Consider the following 16,308-nt stretch of genomic DNA (forward strand, 5'->3'; position numbering starts at 1 on the left):
ACATCGTCATTCGCCTTCAACCTTCGACGCAAGGTCCGGTGCATACCGGCGCACGATTTCCCGGACTTCCGCCGGATATCGGTCCCAGTTCTCCTTTACGAGCTCGGGTCGTCTGGTTACCGTGAACTCGACCGATCGTTCCAACCGCCAACGTCGAATCGCCTCGTGGTTCCCGGAGACAAGGACCTCGGGCACCGGCGTTCCCTCGACCTCGGGTGGACGGGTGTAACAGGGGTAATCCAGCAAACCCTTCGCGAAACTGTCAGCATGCACCGACTCCAGGTCGCCGACGACTCCCGGCACGAGGCGCGCCACGGCTTCAATCAAAACCATGGCAGCGACCTCTCCGCCTCCGAGGATATAGTCTCCTACCGAAACTTCTTCGACTTCACCAATCTCGAAAACCCGCTCGTCAAAACCCTCATATCGTCCGCAGACCAACGTCAGCCGCCCCTCTTGCGCCAGCTCCTCGACGAAACGCTGATCGAGCACCCGGCCCCGCGGGCCGAGAATCGCGCATCGAGCACCGCCGTCTCGCTCCCCGAGGGCGCGTATCGCGGCCAGCGTCGGAGGAGCCTGGATGACCATTCCGGCGCCGCCGCCATATGGCTCGTCGTCCAACTGCCGCCACTTGTTGTCGGCCCAGTCGCGGAGATCGTGGATGTCGAGTCCGACCACACCCCTCTCCACTGCCTTGCCGAGCACGCCTATTGTGCGAAACGGCTCGAAGAGTTGCGGGAAAATGGTCAGAACGTCGAAATGCATGAACCTGTCCCGTCCCCGATTCGCTGAGAGGTTAAGGGCTCAGGAGTTTCGAGTAAAGAGTCGAGGCCGCCCATCAACGTCCGGTATAGCCTCAGCGCGCCTCGACGGCTTCGTCGTCGAGGAGCCCCGGTGGGGCGGCAATGACGACGAACCCGCCGTCGAGGTTCACCTCGCGCACGATCTCCGGAACGTAGGGCACTAGAAATTCTCGGTCTTCGCGGCGCACTATCAGCCGGGATTGGCCCTCGCCAGGGTCGAGACCTGTCACTTCACCGATGATTTCTCCCTCGGGCGAGCGGCACTCCAACCCGGTCAAGTGATGCTCATAGTAATAACCCTCCGGGAGTTCTTCCAGGGACTGCTCGGGCAGATAGAGGAATTTTCCCCGCCACGATTCGACAACGTCTCGTTCGCGCACATCGCTCACCGACAATAGCCACTTACCCTTGTGGTAGCGCACGCGATAGGCCTCGAAAAAATCCTCCGGCTTCGATTCATCACCGAGACCGAAGCGAACTCCATCCTGCAGTCGTTCCGGGAAATCGGTGATGATCTCGACGAGAACATCCCCGTGGACGCCGTGCGGTTTCCCCGCCCGACCCACAATCAGCCACTCGCGACTATCGTCGCTGGGAACGTCAGGGGTCACTACTCGAGAATCTCGAGCACGAAGCGTTTCTGAACCTTCATGCCCGCCGCAGCCAGCAGCGTCCTGATAGCTCGAGCTGTTCGACCCTGGCGTCCGATCACCTTTCCAAGGTCCTCGTTTCGCACCCGAAGCTCGAGTACCGTCGTCTGCTCGCCCTCGACTTCCGTCACGGATACGTCTTCCGGGTTGTCTACCAGTGCCTTCGCGATCTCTTCCAGCAGGTCTTTCATCGCACTCATTGGAGCTCCCTTCAGCGAACGGGGTAAATGACCCGGAGCCTTCAAACCCCGGGCGCGCTTCACTGCTGCTGTTGAGCCTTACGGATTAAGGATCGCACAGTTTCGGATACACCTGCACCCTGGCTCTGCCATTTCTCCACTTTCTCGAGGTCTAATCGGATCTCGGGCGGATCCAGATGGGGGTTGTAAAAACCGACCTGGTCAAGATAGTCGGCCTGGGTGTCCTTCCGTGAATCCGACACCACAACACGATAGACGGGGTTGCTCTTTCCACCCCCGCGTCGCAATCTGATCATCAACATTCGATATCCTCCCTGGGCGAGTTCTCAGCCGATTCCCAATTGACGCTTCAGCGCACGGGGATCGGCCTTGCCCAGACGCTTCATGAGCTTACGCATCTGTCCGTATTGACGCAAGAGGCGATTGATTTCTTCCACGCTTGTTCCAGAGCCCTTTGCAATTCTCTTTTTTCGCGAACCGTTCAGGAGCTGCGGATGACGTCGTTCACGGGGCGTCATGGAATCGATGCACGCCTCCATCCGACGGAGTTGGCGCTCTTGCCCCTCACCCATGCCACCCTCGGGCATCACGCCACCCATACCCGGCACCATTTCCATTACCGATTGCAGTGGCCCCATTTTCTTGAGGCTCTTGAGCTGCTCGCGAAGATCTTCCAGGTCGAACTTGTTTTTCTTGAGCTTCGCCTCGAGTCGACGGGCTTTCTTTTCGTCCACCGCATCCTGGGCCTTTTCGACCAAGGTCAACACATCGCCCATCCCGAGAATGCGCCCCGCCATGCGGTCCGGGTGAAACTGCTCCAGGTTCTCGATCTGCTCTCCAACACCTGCGTAAACGATCGGTTTACCGACAACCTCGCGAACCGACAATGCGGCTCCGCCGCGGGCGTCACCGTCGAGCTTGGTAAGAATGACGCCCGTTATCTCGAGGCGCTCGTGAAACGCGCGCGCCGACCGCACGGCGTCCTGACCGGTCATCGCATCGGCGACAAACAGGATCTGCTTTGGCTTGAGAATCTCCTTCAAACGCTGAAGCTGCCCCATGAGCTCATCATCGATGTGGAGCCTGCCGGCGGTGTCGAAAATGAGCACCTGATAGCCCTTGATCGACGCCTCGCGCAAGGCTCGCTTGGCAATTGCCTCCGGATCGTCCATATCCCGTGTGTCGACTGTCGGAATGGACGCCTTCTCGCCCAAGACCAACAGCTGTTCACGAGCCGCAGGGCGTGACGTGTCAGCCGGAACCAGCAGCGGGAAAAGGCCTTTACGATCCTTGATCCAGCGAGCCATCTTGGCCGCGGTGGTTGTCTTTCCCGAACCCTGCAGCCCCACCAGCATCACCACCGACGGGCGCCCCTTGAAATCGAGGTCGGTGGTGTCACCACCGAGCAAAGCGACCAGTTCCTCATGGACGATTTTGGTCACCATCTGGGCGGGAGTCACGGAGTTCAGGACTTCCTTGCCGAGGGCTCTGGTACGCACCCGATCGACGAACCCGGAGACGACCTCGACGCTGACATCCGCCTCGAGCAGCGCGAGCCTGATCTCCCGCAGAGCGGTGTCGATGTGGTACTCGGTCAGGTGGCCCTCGCCTCTGAGAGTCTTTGTGACACGAGCCAGACGTTCCTGAAGCCCTTCCAACATGGGAGCGGGAGTGTAAGTCAGACCCGTTCTCAGGTCAAGCGCGCACCGAGTCAAGCATTTGACTGGTTTGACTTTGGCTCACACCCGGACAGCGATACAATACTGGTGGATATGGGCGCCGAACACCCGATCGTGCTCGAGCCGCAGTGCCCGAGCGAAGGTGACACCAGGATTGTCGAATTCCTGCGCCTCGCGAGGGCATTGACACAGTCCACGTGGGTCGAGCTTGAGCTGCGGCCGGTTGGAACGGCTCCCGCCAGTAGATACCTCCTGGGCGAGAGAAAGAAAAAGGCCTGTACGCTGCAGCTCCAGGCTGGTATTGACTTCGAAGCCACCCTTCGACTCGGGGCGGTAACGAAGCCCGAACCCGACATCATCGACCTGCTCTCGTCCGCACTCCAGCGCAGCCTCGAATTTCACGGTCTGCTCATCCGTACGTCGCTCCTCGGGCGCGTGCTGGAGGAGGCTTCTCACTCGGTCATAATCTTCGACGATGAGGCCAGAGTTCTGTACGCAAATCCACCGGCCGACAACATCCTGTCACTGCAGACCGAACATGAAATGCAGGCCAGAACCGATGGCTGGCCCGCTCAGCCTCTGTTTACCCTGCTCTGTTCACTGGTTGAGCAGGCGGTTGCCGGCGAAGCCGGCACCCCTCATTGGAGAGGAGTCATAGACCTCGCTGACGGTCGGATGATGGGTTGCGAGGTGACGCGTGTCGCAGTCGCGAACGACGACGCGGTCAACGCGGTGTTGGTGACTCTGCAGACTCCGGCATCTGTCTCGAAGGTCAGGATCCAGGATTTCGCGTCGAGCCACCATCTCAGTCGGAGGGAGCTCGAGGTCTTGCACCTCCTCGGCCAAGGCCTGACGACCGCGGCGATGGCGGAGAAGCTTGGTATCAGCCCGCATACCGTTCGAGACCACTTGAAGCACCTTTACCGGAAGACGGGCACCAAGGGACGAAGCGAGTTGTTGGGACTGATATCGAGAGCGACCGCCCTCACCGCCCAGACGTGATGACGCTCACGCCGACAGGCTGAGTCACTTGATCCCAAAGTTATAATGAATGATGGAGGTCAGAATCATGGGTCGGCTTCGCGTGTTTGGTGTCGTCTTGACGGTTCTCTGTGTGGTCGCCGTAGCCGTAGCCACGCAGGGATATGTTGTGATCCTCAAGAGCGGACACAAGATCCGTTGCAGAGAGCCGATGCGCATCGAAGGTCCAAACGCGATCATCACGCTGGCGACCGGAACCGTATCCAGCTACCCCCTGGCGCTGGTCGATGTCGTCGAGACCGAGAGATACAACAAGCTTGGCATCGGCGACGCGCTGGTCATCGAGGAGCTTTCGATCCGTGGCACGCCGATCCCAACTGCGACTCCAGCGACCTCCCTCGGCCAGTACGCGACAATCGATGCCGGTAATGCGACCAGAAACACCGGTGGCACTGCGAGCAGCGGCCCGAAGCTCGGATCGTCGGTCGAGCCGACCCCGGTGCCCACCCCTGGTATCAAGCTTCACGCCGACAAATATCATGACGATAGGGTCGATCAGGCGTTTGCCAAGGTTTTCGATGACAAAGACCTGCTGATCTACAAAACGAGCCGGGGAACGCAGGCCGATTACTTCTTTGTTCAGGCGACGACCGACTCGGAGCGAGAAGTTTTTGCGGCACTCGAGACTGTCGCCGAGGCGTACACGCTGATCAATCAGATTCACCCTGAAATCGCTCCAGCGGCGGTCGAGCTGGAAATGGTTCAGACATCCGGCAAACCTGCGGGCACATTCCGCCTGACTCCCGCTCTGGCCAGGGAACTGTCGGCCGGGGAAACACCGACCCAGGCTTTCTACATCAAGCACGTAATATTCTGACGAATTTTGTATTCTCAATTTTGAATTTCCACCCTAACCCACGGTCTAAGGGCGGGTCGAGGGGAATTCAAAATTCAGAATTCAAAATTGAGAATTAGGTCCTCTTCGGATAGCGTTGGAGGCATGGAAAGCATCGCGGTCGTCGGAGCCGGTCTCGCAGGATTGACGGCGGCTCTTCGGCTCACCGAAGCAGGCTTCAGGGTCAAGGTCTTCGAACGTTACCCCAGACCCGGCGGCCTGGCCCGTACCGTGGACGTCGAAGGTGAACTGCTCGAAGCCTTCTATCACCACCTCTTCACAAGTGATTCAGCCTACATGTCGCTCGCCGACGAACTCGGGGTCGCCGATCTCGTCGAGTGGCTGCCGTCGCGAATGGGGATATGGGCGGACGGCGCGCTCTGGGATTTCGGGACTCCACAGTCCTTGCTACGGTTTCGACCTCTTTCGATGGTGGATAAGATCCGATTCGGCCTGTCGACCCTGCTGCTACAGCACAGCAAGGACCCATCTCGCTTCGAACACGTCACAGCGTTTGACTGGGTCAGCCGCCATCAGGGAAACAGGGTCTGGCGAACCGTTTGGGGGCCACTCTTTCACCAGAAGTTCGCGGAGGATGCCGAAAAGGTCGCGATGGTCTGGCTCTGGGGCAAGCTCTGCCTGAGAGGAAAATCGCGGTCAGCGTCCGGCATGGGCGAGCGGCTCGGATACATGCGCGGGTCTTTCGCCAAGCTCGTCGAAGCACTCGAAGGCCGCCTCGAGGCGGGCGGCACCGAGCTGTGCTTGAACGATGCCGCGCGACGTATCGAACGATCCGGCAGGGCATTCACTATCGAAACCCGGAAGTCGAGCTGGTCCGCCGATCGCGTCCTGGTCGCTACGCCGGTCCCGGACTACCTCGAGATCGCCGGCCACCTGCTCCAACCCGACGAGCGCGCCAACCTCGGCAAGCTCAGGGCGACTGGCGCGATCTGCACGATTCTCGAGCTCGAACACTCTCTCACTCCCTTCTACTGGCTCAACATCGCCGACACGGACATGCCCTTCGGCGGCCTCATCGAGCACACCAATTACATTCCGAGAAACCGCTATGGAGGGCGGCACGTCCTCTACATCTCGAACTACCTCTTCCCGGACCACCCGCTGTTCAAGGCGCCCAAAAAAGAGGTCCTCGCCACGTACCTGCCGGCCCTGGCACGCGTTAACCCGACCTTCGACCCGTCGTGGGTGCTCGAGAGCCACCACTTCCGGGCGGAGTACGCTCAGCCAGTCGTGCCGGTAGGATACAGGGAGCAGATCCCTTCATTCCGCGCGTCCTGCGCAGGCCTCTACCTCTGCACGATGGCGCAGATCTTCCCCGAAGACCGCGGACAGAATTACGCCGTCGCCTACGGCGAACGCGCCGCGAAGGTGGTTTTAGACGACATTGGAATCTAACCTGCATATCTCACCAGCTGTCTACTGCGGCCGGCGATCCGCCGCACCCAGCTGTGCTTTTTCGGCCCCGGGTTTCAAGTCGTGAAACCCGGGGCAGAGAATTTGAATGGTGTATCATCTCCGGGTCTGCGACACTGCGGACAGATCCGAGCATGGAGGCACGACCTGATGGCAGGCAACGCAATGGAGATTACCGACGCGAATTTCGAAGAAACCATCTTGAACGCGGGCAAGCCCGCGCTGGTCGATTTCTGGGCCGTGTGGTGTGGCCCGTGCCGAGTGATTGGCCCGATTGTCGAAGAGATTGCCGACGAGTATGGTGACCGAGTAGTCGTAGGCAAACTCGATGTCGATGCGAACCGTGAAACGGCAGTCAAATACGGGATCCAAGCGATCCCGACCTTGCTGCTGGTCAACAACGGCGAAATCGCCGATCGAATCGTCGGCGTGACGGACAAAGCGAGTCTTTCATCGAAGCTGGAAAGTCTCCTATAGAATTCCAGATCCTCCCAGTAGGAGGTGCCAGGCTTGGGATATGCCGCGTGAGCGGAGTCGACGAAGCCATTCGTCATCTGTGTGGCGTGTATCAAGACCGCATCGTTCACGAGTCGCTCGTCCACTCCCGTCGCCTGAGTGACGTGATAGAGGAAAACTCGCTCAAACATCGCCCCGCGCAAACCAACCGCGCGGGAGGCCGGAGCTGAACATGCGCTGGACCCAGACCTTCATTCCCACGCTGCGACAAGATCCTTCGGATGCCGAGGTCGTATCGCACAGGCTGATGACCCGCGCCGCGCTGATCGCAAAGGTCGCGGCGGGCATCTACAACTACCTGCCCCTAGGCTGGAGATCCCTGTCGAAACTGCAGGTCATCATCCGCGAGGAGATGGAACATGCCGGCTCTGCCGAGCTCGTGATGCCCGCAATTCAGCCTGCGGAGCTCTGGCAGGAATCCGGGCGGTGGTTCGAATACGGGCCGGAGCTGCTCCGCATGAAAGATCGGCATGATCGTGAATTCTGCTTCGGCCCGACCCATGAAGAGGTCATCACTGACCTGGTCCGACGGACGGTCACCTCGTACCGTCAGTTGCCGGTGAGTCTGTTCCAGATTCAGACCAAGTTTCGGGATGAGATCAGGCCCCGGTTCGGTCTGATGCGCGGCCGTGAGTTCATCATGAAGGACGCGTACACCTTCCACGCCGACGCTGCGGATCTCGACGTCGCGTACCGCGCCATGGAGAGAGCATATCGCAGGGTATTCGAACGTTGTGGCCTCGGCTATACACAGGTCGAGGCGGATACCGGCAACATTGGTGGATCGGAATCCCACGAATTCATGGTCCTGGCCGACACCGGTGAGGATGCGATCCTCTCCTGTCCGGCCTGCGGTTACGGCGCAAACGTCGAAAAGGCTCAGGCAGGTCCGGTCGAGCCGGCGCCCGGGTGGCCACGCGAGTGTCCCGGCTCACCCGAAACCGTTGCCACTCCCGAGATGCGTTCGGTAGAAGAGGTCGCAGAATATCTGGGCATTTCGCCGGCCCACCTCATCAAGACCCTGATCTTCGAGACCGACGAGGAGTTCGTGGCGGTTCTTATCCGGGGAGATCTCGAGGTGAACGAGGTCAAGCTCAAAAACGAGCTCGGCTGCACGCATCTCCAGCTCGCGTCGGAGGCGAAGATTGAGGAAGTCACCGGGGGGCCGCAAGGTTTCTCGGGGCCAGTCGGTCTCGAACGTGTTCGCGTCCTCGCAGATCCATCGGTGACAGCCCTCGAGGTAGCCGCTACCGGCGCCAACGCAGCCGACGCGCACCTGGTCGGCGTCGTCCCCGGCCGCGACTTCGAACCAACCGCGGTGGTCGAGCTTCGCCTGGCGACAGCCGGCGACCCGTGCCCGAAGTGCGGCAAGCCCCTGGTCGAGAAGCGGGGCATCGAGGTCGGGCATATTTTCAAGCTCGGCACCAAGTACTCGAAGGCCATGGGCTGCAACTTCCAGGACGCCGATGGCAACGAGTCCCCGATGATCATGGGCTGCTACGGGCTCGGCGTCGGCCGCACGGTCGCCGCCGCGGTCGAGCAAAACCACGACGACAAGGGCATCGTCTGGCCGCTCCCGCTGGCGCCGTACGAGGTGGTGCTGGTGACGCTCAACTCCGATAAGCCCGAGGTTGTGGAGGCGGCCGAGGCGTTGTACAGCCAGTTCCAGGAGGCCGGCATCGACGTTCTCTTCGACGATCGTACAGAGCGTCCCGGTGTCAAGTTCAACGACATGGATCTGATCGGTTTCCCGGTGCGAGTGGTGCTCGGGAAGCGCGGCCTCGAAGCCGGCGAGGTCGAGATCAGCCTGCGCAAGGATGGTGAAAAAAGGCCGACGCCGATTGCGGAGATGGTGGGGGCCGTGGAGTCACTGCTCAACGAGCTTCGGTCCTAGTTTTGAGTTCTTAGTTTTGAGTTTTGAGTTGACCTCAACCCTCCCGTTCTACAGGGATGGGCGGCTGGGAACTCAAAACTCATAACTCAACACTCAAAACTGAGCGAGCAATCTGGTGTCGCCGAAGCGGACCCGCGCTTCTCGAGGAGCTGCGATACCAGTAGGCGCTTCTCGCTTCGACAATCACCAATGAAGAGCGCTGAGGGGCGTCGGCGACACAGGAGCCACCTTCAGCATCGTTCGCCTGATACGTGTTACCGACTTGCGGAGTGACCAGATCGAACAATGCAAAAGATGGCACCTTGCTCGTCGTAGCGGGAATCTCTCCTTAATTGGCGTTCGGCAGCTCCAAAATCGCTTGAGCGACCTCCTTCATCTCCCCCTTCGCCTGCACGAGCACCTTGAGGTCGCTACCCATCCCCTCCGGGTCCAGGAGCCTTTTGACCTCCTGGCGGGCAGTCACCGTTGCCGCGTCGAGCGCGGCCTCCATGCCCAATCCCCGCTCCTCAAGCTCTACGGCAATTCCCGCGCGCACGAGGAATTCAGCCAGCGACCACAGTCCGACCTCCCTCCAGCCGGCGCTATCGGCGGCACGACGCAAATCTGCCCAGTTCACGTGGGCGGTGAGATCGACTTCCCCCGGTGATGCCAGCGGATCACGCCCGAGCTGGTGGCGGCTGAAGGTGGTCAACGACCCCCCCCTCCTGCCCCTCGGATCGTAGAGCCTGCGAGTTTCGTAGCCGTAGTCGAGGACTAGGCTCAGGCCGCACCCTCCAACTACGGAGAGAACCGCTGCGTGCAAAGACTCGGCGCCGAGATTGACCTCGGCAATTTGGCCTTCTTCGAGCTCGATTTCGTGTCCGGTGACGTAATCGGCGACCTCGTCGCGCGGCGGCCTCCTTTTCCAAGCCAACTCCCCGCGGCTTACCGCAACCACGAGCTCCTCCGGACCGCCGCGCCCACCGACCAGCCGTGCGACGGGCAACGCGTCGTAGAGCTCGGAGGCGTGTACGACGGTCGGCGTCGGTGACGGATCGATCCAGTGCACCTGACCACACCAACGGATCGATGCGGGGGTGCTGCGAAGAATTGACTTCTGACGGTCGAGCATGGAGGCCGATCTCTCGACCGAGATCACCTCGCTCAAGACATCAGACGCAGTTCCCCCGAGCGGTTCGAGGATCCCGGCGATCACCGCTCCGTCACCGGAAGCAACGTCGATGAACCGAATCGGGCCGGACGTGGCGGCCACCGCTACCAGCAGCCGGCTCAGGACCCCGGTATACCACTCGGATGCAGTAGGCGCGGTCAGGAAGTCGCCATCCCTGCCGTATCGCGGTTCCTCGTGCGAGTAGTACCCGTGTTCCGGGTGGTAAAGGGCGAGTTCCATGAACACGTCGAATGGCACTTCGCCTCCACGGTTGTCGATCTCTTCGATCATCCAGGACACGGGATCATCCTAACCTGCAAATCTCACCAGCTATCTACCGCGGCCGGTGAGATATACAGGTTAAATGCTTGAAACGCCCGATACAATCTACCGAGGAGGTTTCCAATGCGCGTCAACGAGACCATCGCCACTCGCACCGAGCACGACACTTTGGGCCCGATGGAGGTCCCTGCCGACAGCCTTTACGGAGCCCAGACGGCTCGCGCGGTGGAGAACTTCCCGATCAGCGGCTGGGTACTGCCCGGCTCCTTTGTGCGCGCGCTGGCTGCGATCAAGGTCGCCTTCGCCCGCGCCCATGGCCGTCTCGGACTGCTGCCGGAGGAGCACGCCACGATTATCGCCATCTGCGCGGCCGAGATCGCAGCGGGAGAGCACCTGGACAACTTCCCGGTCGATGTGTTCCAGACCGGCTCCGGCACTTCAACCAACATGAACATGAATGAGGTCGTGGCCCACCTCGCGAACCTTCGCCTCGGCGGTGATCCGGCGGAACGGCGACCGGTACACCCGAACGACCACGTCAACCTCGGCCAGTCGTCGAACGACGTGATCCCGGCGGCCCTGCGTATCGCCTCGTGGCGCGCCTGGGACGAACGGCTGCAACCAGCTCTTCGCCTGGTCGCTGACGAGCTCCAGCGCCTCGCGGATTCCCACCGATCCACGGTCACCCTCGGCCGCACCCACCTGATGGACGCCGTGCCAACCACCTATGGAAGGATCTTCGACCAGTGGGTCCGGCGGCTGAACAAAGCGACTGGTCGGGTCGAGGCAACCGCGAACGAGCTGCGCGAACTGCCACTCGGAGGGACCGCGGTCGGAACGGGCTTCGGGGCGAATCGCGAAGCGGTGGAGCTGGCGCTGGGCGTGCTCAGTGAAGAGACCGGCATCGACTTTTCCGCCGCACCCAACCCGGCCAGCCACATCGCCGCTCAGGATCCGGTCATCAGCCATGCCGACTCTCTGGCAGGGTCCGCCCGGGTTCTGCTGACAATTGCCAATGACCTGAGATTGCGCGGCTCGGGACCGTTCGGAGGGCTCGGAGAGCTTTCCCTTCCGGCCGTCCAGCCGGGATCATCCATCATGCCCGGCAAGGTCAACCCGGTGATCCCGGAGGCGGTAGCCCAGGCCGCAATCCAGGTTGAAGGCCTGGCCTCGGCCTGCCGGGCTACTGCCTTCCTGCATCAACTCGATCTCTCCCACAGCAATCCGCTTCTGGCATGGAACCTGGATGTCATGAACACCCTGGTCGCCAACTCCGCCACCGTGCTCTCGACTCGGTGCCTCTCTGACCTCACAGTCAACCGGAAACGTGCCATGGCCCACGCAGAGGCGAGCCCGGCCCTGGCAACCGCTCTCGCAGGGCGCATAGGCTATGACGCCGCTTCGGAGGTGGCCAAGGCCGCCGAGCGTGACGGTCAGCCAGTTTCCGTTGCCGCGCGATCGCGGGAGCTGATGTCAGCCGAAGAGCTCGATGGTCTGCTCGATGTGAACCGCATCGCGGGCGTCGATGAGTAAGCATCGACCCGAACGCGGGGGATCATCCCACGCGACAGATCCGGGAACGGCGGCCTCATTCTTCGTGTGGCGCCGTCTCTCGCCTAAAATGAGCCTGCTTGACAGACTGAGACCCCTACGCGGTCGTGACGAAAGGAGGGGCGAGATGCACCCGACATGGTACGGGCGGTTCCCGCTGCAGGTGGATTCGTCCGCCTTTTGGCAGACGGGGCCTTTTCGGCTCTGGGCCCACCGCTCCGCACGTGAATGGAAGGTAGCGTCGGCGCAGGGTCGGGACGCGTTGGAGCGCTCACTCCTGGTCGAGGTCCCGAGCGATCGTCGCGAACCCCCTCAAGGCTCGAAAATACGGCGAATCGGATATCAGAAGACCCCTGAAGATCTCGTCCTGAACCCGGTTCTCGCCGATCGCCCTGTGGTGGTGACCCCCGAGGAGCCGTTCCATGTACCACCCGACGAGAAGATCACCGTCTTCATCAGTACGCCTGTCTGGGTCGAGGTTTCTCTGGGGGACTCGAGCGTGCCGGTCCTGGATGAACCCACCCACCGACCGACCGATACCTGGTTCGGACAATCTCCTATGAAGGGTGAGCTGTGCTACGCGACCAGGACCGCTGCACGCATGAATCTCGACAACGTGCCATCACGACCTCATCGCGTGATCTCCGTCGTCGATATAAAGAACAGGGCCAAGATCATGGAGGTACTTTTCGAAGTAGCCGATCGGAACCCGCTGGTTCTCGACAATCCCAGGCCACAGTTCTCCTACGACGAATACGGGGACTCGGGCCTTGAGGTCCGATTCGGCGTGTGGGTCGCTAAGGAAAACATTTGGGAGGTCCGCAACTCGATTCGGCTGGAAATAAAGGACGCGTTCGATCGCGAAGACATCGAGATCCCCTTCCCGCATCGGACGCTCTACGCCGGAAGCGTGACCGAGCCATTTCCGGTGCGGATGGTAGGGTCGGAGCCGGGCCCGGCTCGAGACCGGTCCGGGTAGAAAAGTCGAACCCCGTACGGAAATTCGACTGCGCGGAGTTTCACGGAGGACGTCATGAGCGAAGGGAACGGGCTGATCTTCGGCTGGGTTTTGGACGGCAATGGTGGCGGAACGCCGGTCGACTGGGACGGTGCCAGAACATGGGAACCAGCCGACGGCTCACTGTGGCTGCACCTCGATCGCGCAACCGACTCGAGCACGCAGTGGTTGACTGACGAAAGTGGCCTGGACTCCATTGTTGTAGACGCCCTCCTCGCGGAGGAAACGCGGCCGCGAGCGGCCAAAATGGGAACGGGTCTGCTGGTGATCCTGCGAGGGGTCAACCTGAACCCCGGGGCCGACCCTGAAGACATGGTCGCGGTGAGGCTGTGGATTGACGAAAACCGCGTGATCAGCATACGGGCACGCCCTGTGATGGCGGTGGCGGACATCGATCAGGACATTCAGGCCGACAGGGGGCCCCGGAACTCGTCCGAGTTCCTGGCGGAGCTCGCTGCGGGTCTCGTGAATCGGATGGCTCCGGTGGTTGATGAGCTCGATGATCTCACCGACGGTCTGGAGGACCAGCTTCTGACCGGCGAGAGCCATGAAATCCGCCCCGGACTTCGCGACGTGCGCCGCACGGCGATCGCCCTGCGCCGCCACCTCGCGCCGCAACGAGATGCCATGACCAGGATCCAGACCGAGGACGCGCCCTGGTTCGACAATCGCCAGAAGGCACGCCTGCGAGAGGTGACTGATCGGGTGATACATTACGTCGAGGACCTCGACGAAATTCGTGAACGGGCTGCGGTGGTGCAGGACGAGCTGATGAACCGGCTGTCTGAGCAGATGAACAGGAACATGTTCATGCTGTCGGTGGTGGCAGCGATCATGCTGCCGTTGGGTTTTCTCACAGGTCTGCTCGGTATCAACGTCGGCGGCATTCCGGGCGCCGACAGCAACGCCGGTTTTCTGATCGTTTGTGCTCTACTCGCGGGAGTCACCGCGATCGAGATCATCGTCCTGCGCCGGCTGCGCTGGATTTGAGGGACCACCCACCCCCACCAACGTTGGAAGATCGATGCAGGATGTTTGATTTTTGATCTTGGATGTTGGATATCAGCTCCGAATCGAATATCCAAAATCGAACATCCAGATCTAATCAAAGGCACAGCCCGACACCTCAGCCCGCAATCTGATTGATGCAATTTCCAGCGCCGCGTTCGCGCTCAGAGGTGGGCACACGAGCCGGACGTCGACCCTTTCGGCCCTTCGAACTCCTTGCACCCGAGAGTCCTATGTGCTATAAAACCCGCTGCTGCTTTCGATTGGAAAGTGGGCCCGAGGCCCACTTTTTTTTCTGCAGCGAGGAGCAACATGAAGCTAGAAAAGGAACTGCAGGATCAGCTCGCCGCCATCGTAGCGGACGAGGGGCTCGAGCTCGTCGCGACCGAGGTCGCAGGGACAGGGCCGAAAACCATCCTGCGCCTTGTGGTCGATGGCCCTGACGGCGTCAACCTCGATCAGTGTGCTTCTGTTTCAAGGCAGGCGTCAGCCATGTTGGATGTCGAGGATCCGATCCGCCACAGTTACACGCTCGAGGTGTCGTCCCCGGGGCTCGACCGCAAGCTCTTCAGGGACGAGGACTACGAGAATCATGCCGGCCAGCGGGTGAAGATCCGGATGTCGCCTGCATATCGAGATCACCGGACGGTCGTCGGTGAGCTCCTCGGTCGGAAGGGCGGCTGCGTTCGAGTCATCGACGACTCCGGCGAGGAGATCGATCTTCCAATCGCCGAAATTTTCGAAGCGCGACTCGAGGTGGATTGGTCCTCGGTCATGAAGAAAGGGAAAGCCGGATCATGAAGCTGGATATCAACATGCTCGTTCGGCAGATGGCCGCGGAACGTGACATCGAGGCCGAAACCCTCGTCGACGCGGTTGCCGAAGCGATCTCGTCGGCCGCACGAAAGCATTACAAAGAACGCAATGTGCACACCGACATCAACGTCGAAACCGGCGAGGTGGAATCGTGGACAGCGCGCGATGTCGTTGAGGAAGTCGAAGACCCCGAGATAGAAATGACGCTCGAAGAGGCCAGGGCAATCGATCCATCGGCCGAGATCGGCGGCATTGTCAAGCTCGAAGCCCTGGACACGTCGGTGCTCGGCCGTATCGCGGCGCAGTCGGCCCGCCAAGTGCTGTTCCAGAGGGTGCGCGAAGCCGAGCGAGCTGTGGTTCACAAGAACTACACCGGCCGTATAGGCGACATGATCAACGGCATCGTGAAACGCATGGACCGCGGCGCACTGATCGTCGAGCTGGGTGATACCGAAGGCATTATTCCCCGCAGTCACCAGGTGCGACACGAACGGTATAGCCAGGGTGACCGGGTGCGCGCCGTGGTGGTCGATGTGACCATGGATGCGAACCGGCCCCAGGTCGTGCTCTCACGCACCTCGCCAATGCTGCTCGAGAAGCTGCTCGAGATGGAGGTGCCCGAGATCTACGACGGGACGGTAATCATCAAGATCTGCGTGCGCGAACCGGGCGAGCGAGCGAAAGTCGCGGTCTTTTCGAAGGACAGCGACGTCGATCCGGTCGGCGCCTGCGTCGGCCTCAAGGGATCGAGAGTCCAGGCCATCACCCGTGAGCTCAAGGGCGAAAAGATCGATATCATCCCGTACAACAACGATCTCGTCACATTCGCGCAAAACGCCCTCTCGCCGGCCAAAATCAACCGGGTCGCGGTCCGTGAGGAACCGGTAACGGTCGTGCTCCGCGACGAGGAAGGCCAACCGATTCTCGACGAGAGCGGTGAACCACTGACCGAAGAGAAGAAAGAGGTCGTGCTCGACGTGATCGTCGGCACCGAACAGCTATCTCTTGCGATCGGTAAGAGGGGACAAAACGTGCGTCTCGCATCCAGGCTGCTGGACTGCCGCATCGAGATCAAGAGCCAGGAGGCGGTGAAGGACGAGCTCGCATCGGCGCTCGCGTCGATGCTTCGGGAAATGGAGGGTATCTCCGAGGAAGAGGAGCTGCCCGAGCTCGAGGCCGTCACCGAAACGATCTCGTACGATGAGATCATCCCGCTCGAAGAGATGGAAACCCTCACCGACCGCCTCCGCGAACGACTCGAGGGACACGGCGTACACACAGTCCAGGATCTGCTCGCGCGAGATGCGGAGGGCCTCTCCACGATCCCCGGGATTGGCCCCGTTACGGCTCAGAAACTCCTGGAGATGGCCGGTGAAACCCTCGAGGAAAATCTTGCCGATGCGGCGGAGTCCACAGTTGGGGAGGAGTGAG

At 60.9% G+C, this 16,308-nt stretch carries 16 protein-coding genes; 10 read left to right on the forward strand and 6 right to left on the reverse strand.

Annotated elements, in window-relative coordinates; all coding sequences use genetic code 11:
* Nucleotides 1-6: 6 nt before the first annotated feature.
* The 5 genes from trmD to ffh form a co-directional block, all read right to left on the reverse strand.
* Nucleotides 7-765, reverse strand: coding sequence for a tRNA (guanosine(37)-N1)-methyltransferase TrmD (trmD, locus tag LJE93_08335; protein MCG6948902.1), 759 nt, complete (start codon nucleotides 763-765; stop codon nucleotides 7-9).
* A gap of 91 nt (nucleotides 766-856) precedes the next feature.
* A complete protein-coding gene (gene rimM, locus LJE93_08340) occupies nucleotides 857-1,414 on the reverse strand; it encodes a ribosome maturation factor RimM (protein ID MCG6948903.1) in 558 nt (185 codons plus the stop codon).
* A complete protein-coding gene (locus LJE93_08345; protein MCG6948904.1) occupies nucleotides 1,414-1,644 on the reverse strand; it encodes a KH domain-containing protein in 231 nt (76 codons plus the stop codon). Before LJE93_08345 ends, rimM begins: the two co-directional genes overlap by 1 nt.
* Before the next feature lie 68 nt (nucleotides 1,645-1,712).
* Nucleotides 1,713-1,955, reverse strand: a complete 243-nt coding sequence (gene rpsP, locus LJE93_08350; protein ID MCG6948905.1) for a 30S ribosomal protein S16 — start codon at nucleotides 1,953-1,955, stop codon at nucleotides 1,713-1,715.
* 24 nt (nucleotides 1,956-1,979) lie between these two features.
* The gene (gene ffh / locus LJE93_08355; GenBank protein ID MCG6948906.1) at nucleotides 1,980-3,314 is read right to left on the reverse strand and encodes a signal recognition particle protein; all 1,335 of its coding nucleotides are present in this window, start codon (nucleotides 3,312-3,314) and stop codon (nucleotides 1,980-1,982) included.
* A gap of 111 nt (nucleotides 3,315-3,425) precedes the next feature.
* Here ffh and LJE93_08360 point away from each other — a divergent pair, with 111 nt between their 5' ends.
* The 5 genes from LJE93_08360 to LJE93_08380 all read left to right on the forward strand — a co-directional run bounded on the left by LJE93_08360 (nucleotide 3,426) and on the right by LJE93_08380 (nucleotide 9,052).
* Nucleotides 3,426-4,334 (forward strand): helix-turn-helix transcriptional regulator, encoded by a 909-nt coding sequence (locus LJE93_08360; protein MCG6948907.1) that lies wholly within the window; start codon nucleotides 3,426-3,428, stop codon nucleotides 4,332-4,334.
* A gap of 67 nt (nucleotides 4,335-4,401) precedes the next feature.
* On the forward strand, nucleotides 4,402-5,190 hold the full coding sequence (locus tag LJE93_08365; protein ID MCG6948908.1) for a hypothetical protein: 789 nt from the start codon (nucleotides 4,402-4,404) through the stop codon (nucleotides 5,188-5,190).
* Nucleotides 5,191-5,313: 123 nt separating this feature from the next.
* Nucleotides 5,314-6,624 (forward strand): NAD(P)/FAD-dependent oxidoreductase, encoded by a 1,311-nt coding sequence (locus LJE93_08370; protein ID MCG6948909.1) that lies wholly within the window; start codon nucleotides 5,314-5,316, stop codon nucleotides 6,622-6,624.
* Between the two features lie 168 nt (nucleotides 6,625-6,792).
* On the forward strand, nucleotides 6,793-7,119 hold the full coding sequence (gene trxA / locus LJE93_08375) for a thioredoxin (GenBank protein MCG6948910.1): 327 nt from the start codon (nucleotides 6,793-6,795) through the stop codon (nucleotides 7,117-7,119).
* 211 nt (nucleotides 7,120-7,330) lie between these two features.
* The gene (locus LJE93_08380; protein ID MCG6948911.1) at nucleotides 7,331-9,052 is read left to right on the forward strand and encodes a proline--tRNA ligase; all 1,722 of its coding nucleotides are present in this window, start codon (nucleotides 7,331-7,333) and stop codon (nucleotides 9,050-9,052) included.
* A gap of 328 nt (nucleotides 9,053-9,380) precedes the next feature.
* Here the strand turns inward: LJE93_08380 and LJE93_08385 are convergent, their stop codons facing one another.
* Nucleotides 9,381-10,493: an SAM-dependent methyltransferase gene (locus tag LJE93_08385; GenBank protein MCG6948912.1), complete on the reverse strand. Its 1,113-nt coding sequence runs from the start codon at nucleotides 10,491-10,493 to the stop codon at nucleotides 9,381-9,383.
* A 114-nt stretch (nucleotides 10,494-10,607) separates the two neighbouring features.
* Between LJE93_08385 and aspA the strand changes: the two genes are divergently transcribed.
* The 5 genes from aspA (at nucleotide 10,608) to nusA (ending at nucleotide 16,307) form a co-directional block, all read left to right on the forward strand.
* Complete coding sequence (gene aspA, locus LJE93_08390; GenBank protein ID MCG6948913.1) at nucleotides 10,608-12,017, forward strand: aspartate ammonia-lyase; 1,410 nt, start codon at nucleotides 10,608-10,610, stop codon at nucleotides 12,015-12,017.
* Between the two features lie 145 nt (nucleotides 12,018-12,162).
* On the forward strand, nucleotides 12,163-13,014 hold the full coding sequence (locus LJE93_08395) for a mechanosensitive ion channel family protein (protein ID MCG6948914.1): 852 nt from the start codon (nucleotides 12,163-12,165) through the stop codon (nucleotides 13,012-13,014).
* 54 nt (nucleotides 13,015-13,068) lie between these two features.
* Nucleotides 13,069-14,043: a zinc transporter ZntB gene (locus LJE93_08400; GenBank protein MCG6948915.1), complete on the forward strand. Its 975-nt coding sequence runs from the start codon at nucleotides 13,069-13,071 to the stop codon at nucleotides 14,041-14,043.
* A gap of 330 nt (nucleotides 14,044-14,373) precedes the next feature.
* On the forward strand, nucleotides 14,374-14,862 hold the full coding sequence (locus LJE93_08405) for a ribosome maturation factor RimP (protein ID MCG6948916.1): 489 nt from the start codon (nucleotides 14,374-14,376) through the stop codon (nucleotides 14,860-14,862).
* A complete protein-coding gene (gene nusA, locus LJE93_08410; GenBank protein ID MCG6948917.1) occupies nucleotides 14,859-16,307 on the forward strand; it encodes a transcription termination factor NusA in 1,449 nt (482 codons plus the stop codon). The genes LJE93_08405 and nusA overlap by 4 nt, the downstream gene beginning before the upstream one ends.
* Nucleotide 16,308 lies beyond the last annotated feature (1 nt).

The sequence above is a fragment of the Acidobacteriota bacterium genome (assembly GCA_022340665.1).
Lineage (GTDB): Bacteria > Acidobacteriota > Thermoanaerobaculia > Thermoanaerobaculales > Sulfomarinibacteraceae > Sulfomarinibacter.

What these genes read in the sequence shown, in the direction of transcription:
- ffh (MCG6948906.1), bottom strand. Translation starts at nt 3,314, where the DNA reads ATGTTGGAAGGGCTTCAGGAACGTCTGGCTCGTGTCACAAAGACTCTC.
- LJE93_08370 (MCG6948909.1), top strand. Translation starts at nt 5,314, where the DNA reads ATGGAAAGCATCGCGGTCGTCGGAGCCGGTCTCGCAGGATTGACGGCG.
- rpsP (MCG6948905.1), bottom strand. Translation starts at nt 1,955, where the DNA reads ATGTTGATGATCAGATTGCGACGCGGGGGTGGAAAGAGCAACCCCGTC.
- nusA (MCG6948917.1), top strand. Translation starts at nt 14,859, where the DNA reads ATGAAGCTGGATATCAACATGCTCGTTCGGCAGATGGCCGCGGAACGT.
- LJE93_08385 (MCG6948912.1), bottom strand. Translation starts at nt 10,493, where the DNA reads ATGATCGAAGAGATCGACAACCGTGGAGGCGAAGTGCCATTCGACGTG.
- LJE93_08400 (MCG6948915.1), top strand. Translation starts at nt 13,069, where the DNA reads ATGAGCGAAGGGAACGGGCTGATCTTCGGCTGGGTTTTGGACGGCAAT.
- LJE93_08405 (MCG6948916.1), top strand. Translation starts at nt 14,374, where the DNA reads ATGAAGCTAGAAAAGGAACTGCAGGATCAGCTCGCCGCCATCGTAGCG.
- LJE93_08395 (MCG6948914.1), top strand. Translation starts at nt 12,163, where the DNA reads ATGCACCCGACATGGTACGGGCGGTTCCCGCTGCAGGTGGATTCGTCC.
- LJE93_08380 (MCG6948911.1), top strand. Translation starts at nt 7,331, where the DNA reads ATGCGCTGGACCCAGACCTTCATTCCCACGCTGCGACAAGATCCTTCG.
- trxA (MCG6948910.1), top strand. Translation starts at nt 6,793, where the DNA reads ATGGCAGGCAACGCAATGGAGATTACCGACGCGAATTTCGAAGAAACC.
- aspA (MCG6948913.1), top strand. Translation starts at nt 10,608, where the DNA reads ATGCGCGTCAACGAGACCATCGCCACTCGCACCGAGCACGACACTTTG.
- LJE93_08345 (MCG6948904.1), bottom strand. Translation starts at nt 1,644, where the DNA reads ATGAAAGACCTGCTGGAAGAGATCGCGAAGGCACTGGTAGACAACCCG.
- LJE93_08365 (MCG6948908.1), top strand. Translation starts at nt 4,402, where the DNA reads ATGGGTCGGCTTCGCGTGTTTGGTGTCGTCTTGACGGTTCTCTGTGTG.
- LJE93_08360 (MCG6948907.1), top strand. Translation starts at nt 3,426, where the DNA reads ATGGGCGCCGAACACCCGATCGTGCTCGAGCCGCAGTGCCCGAGCGAA.
- trmD (MCG6948902.1), bottom strand. Translation starts at nt 765, where the DNA reads ATGCATTTCGACGTTCTGACCATTTTCCCGCAACTCTTCGAGCCGTTT.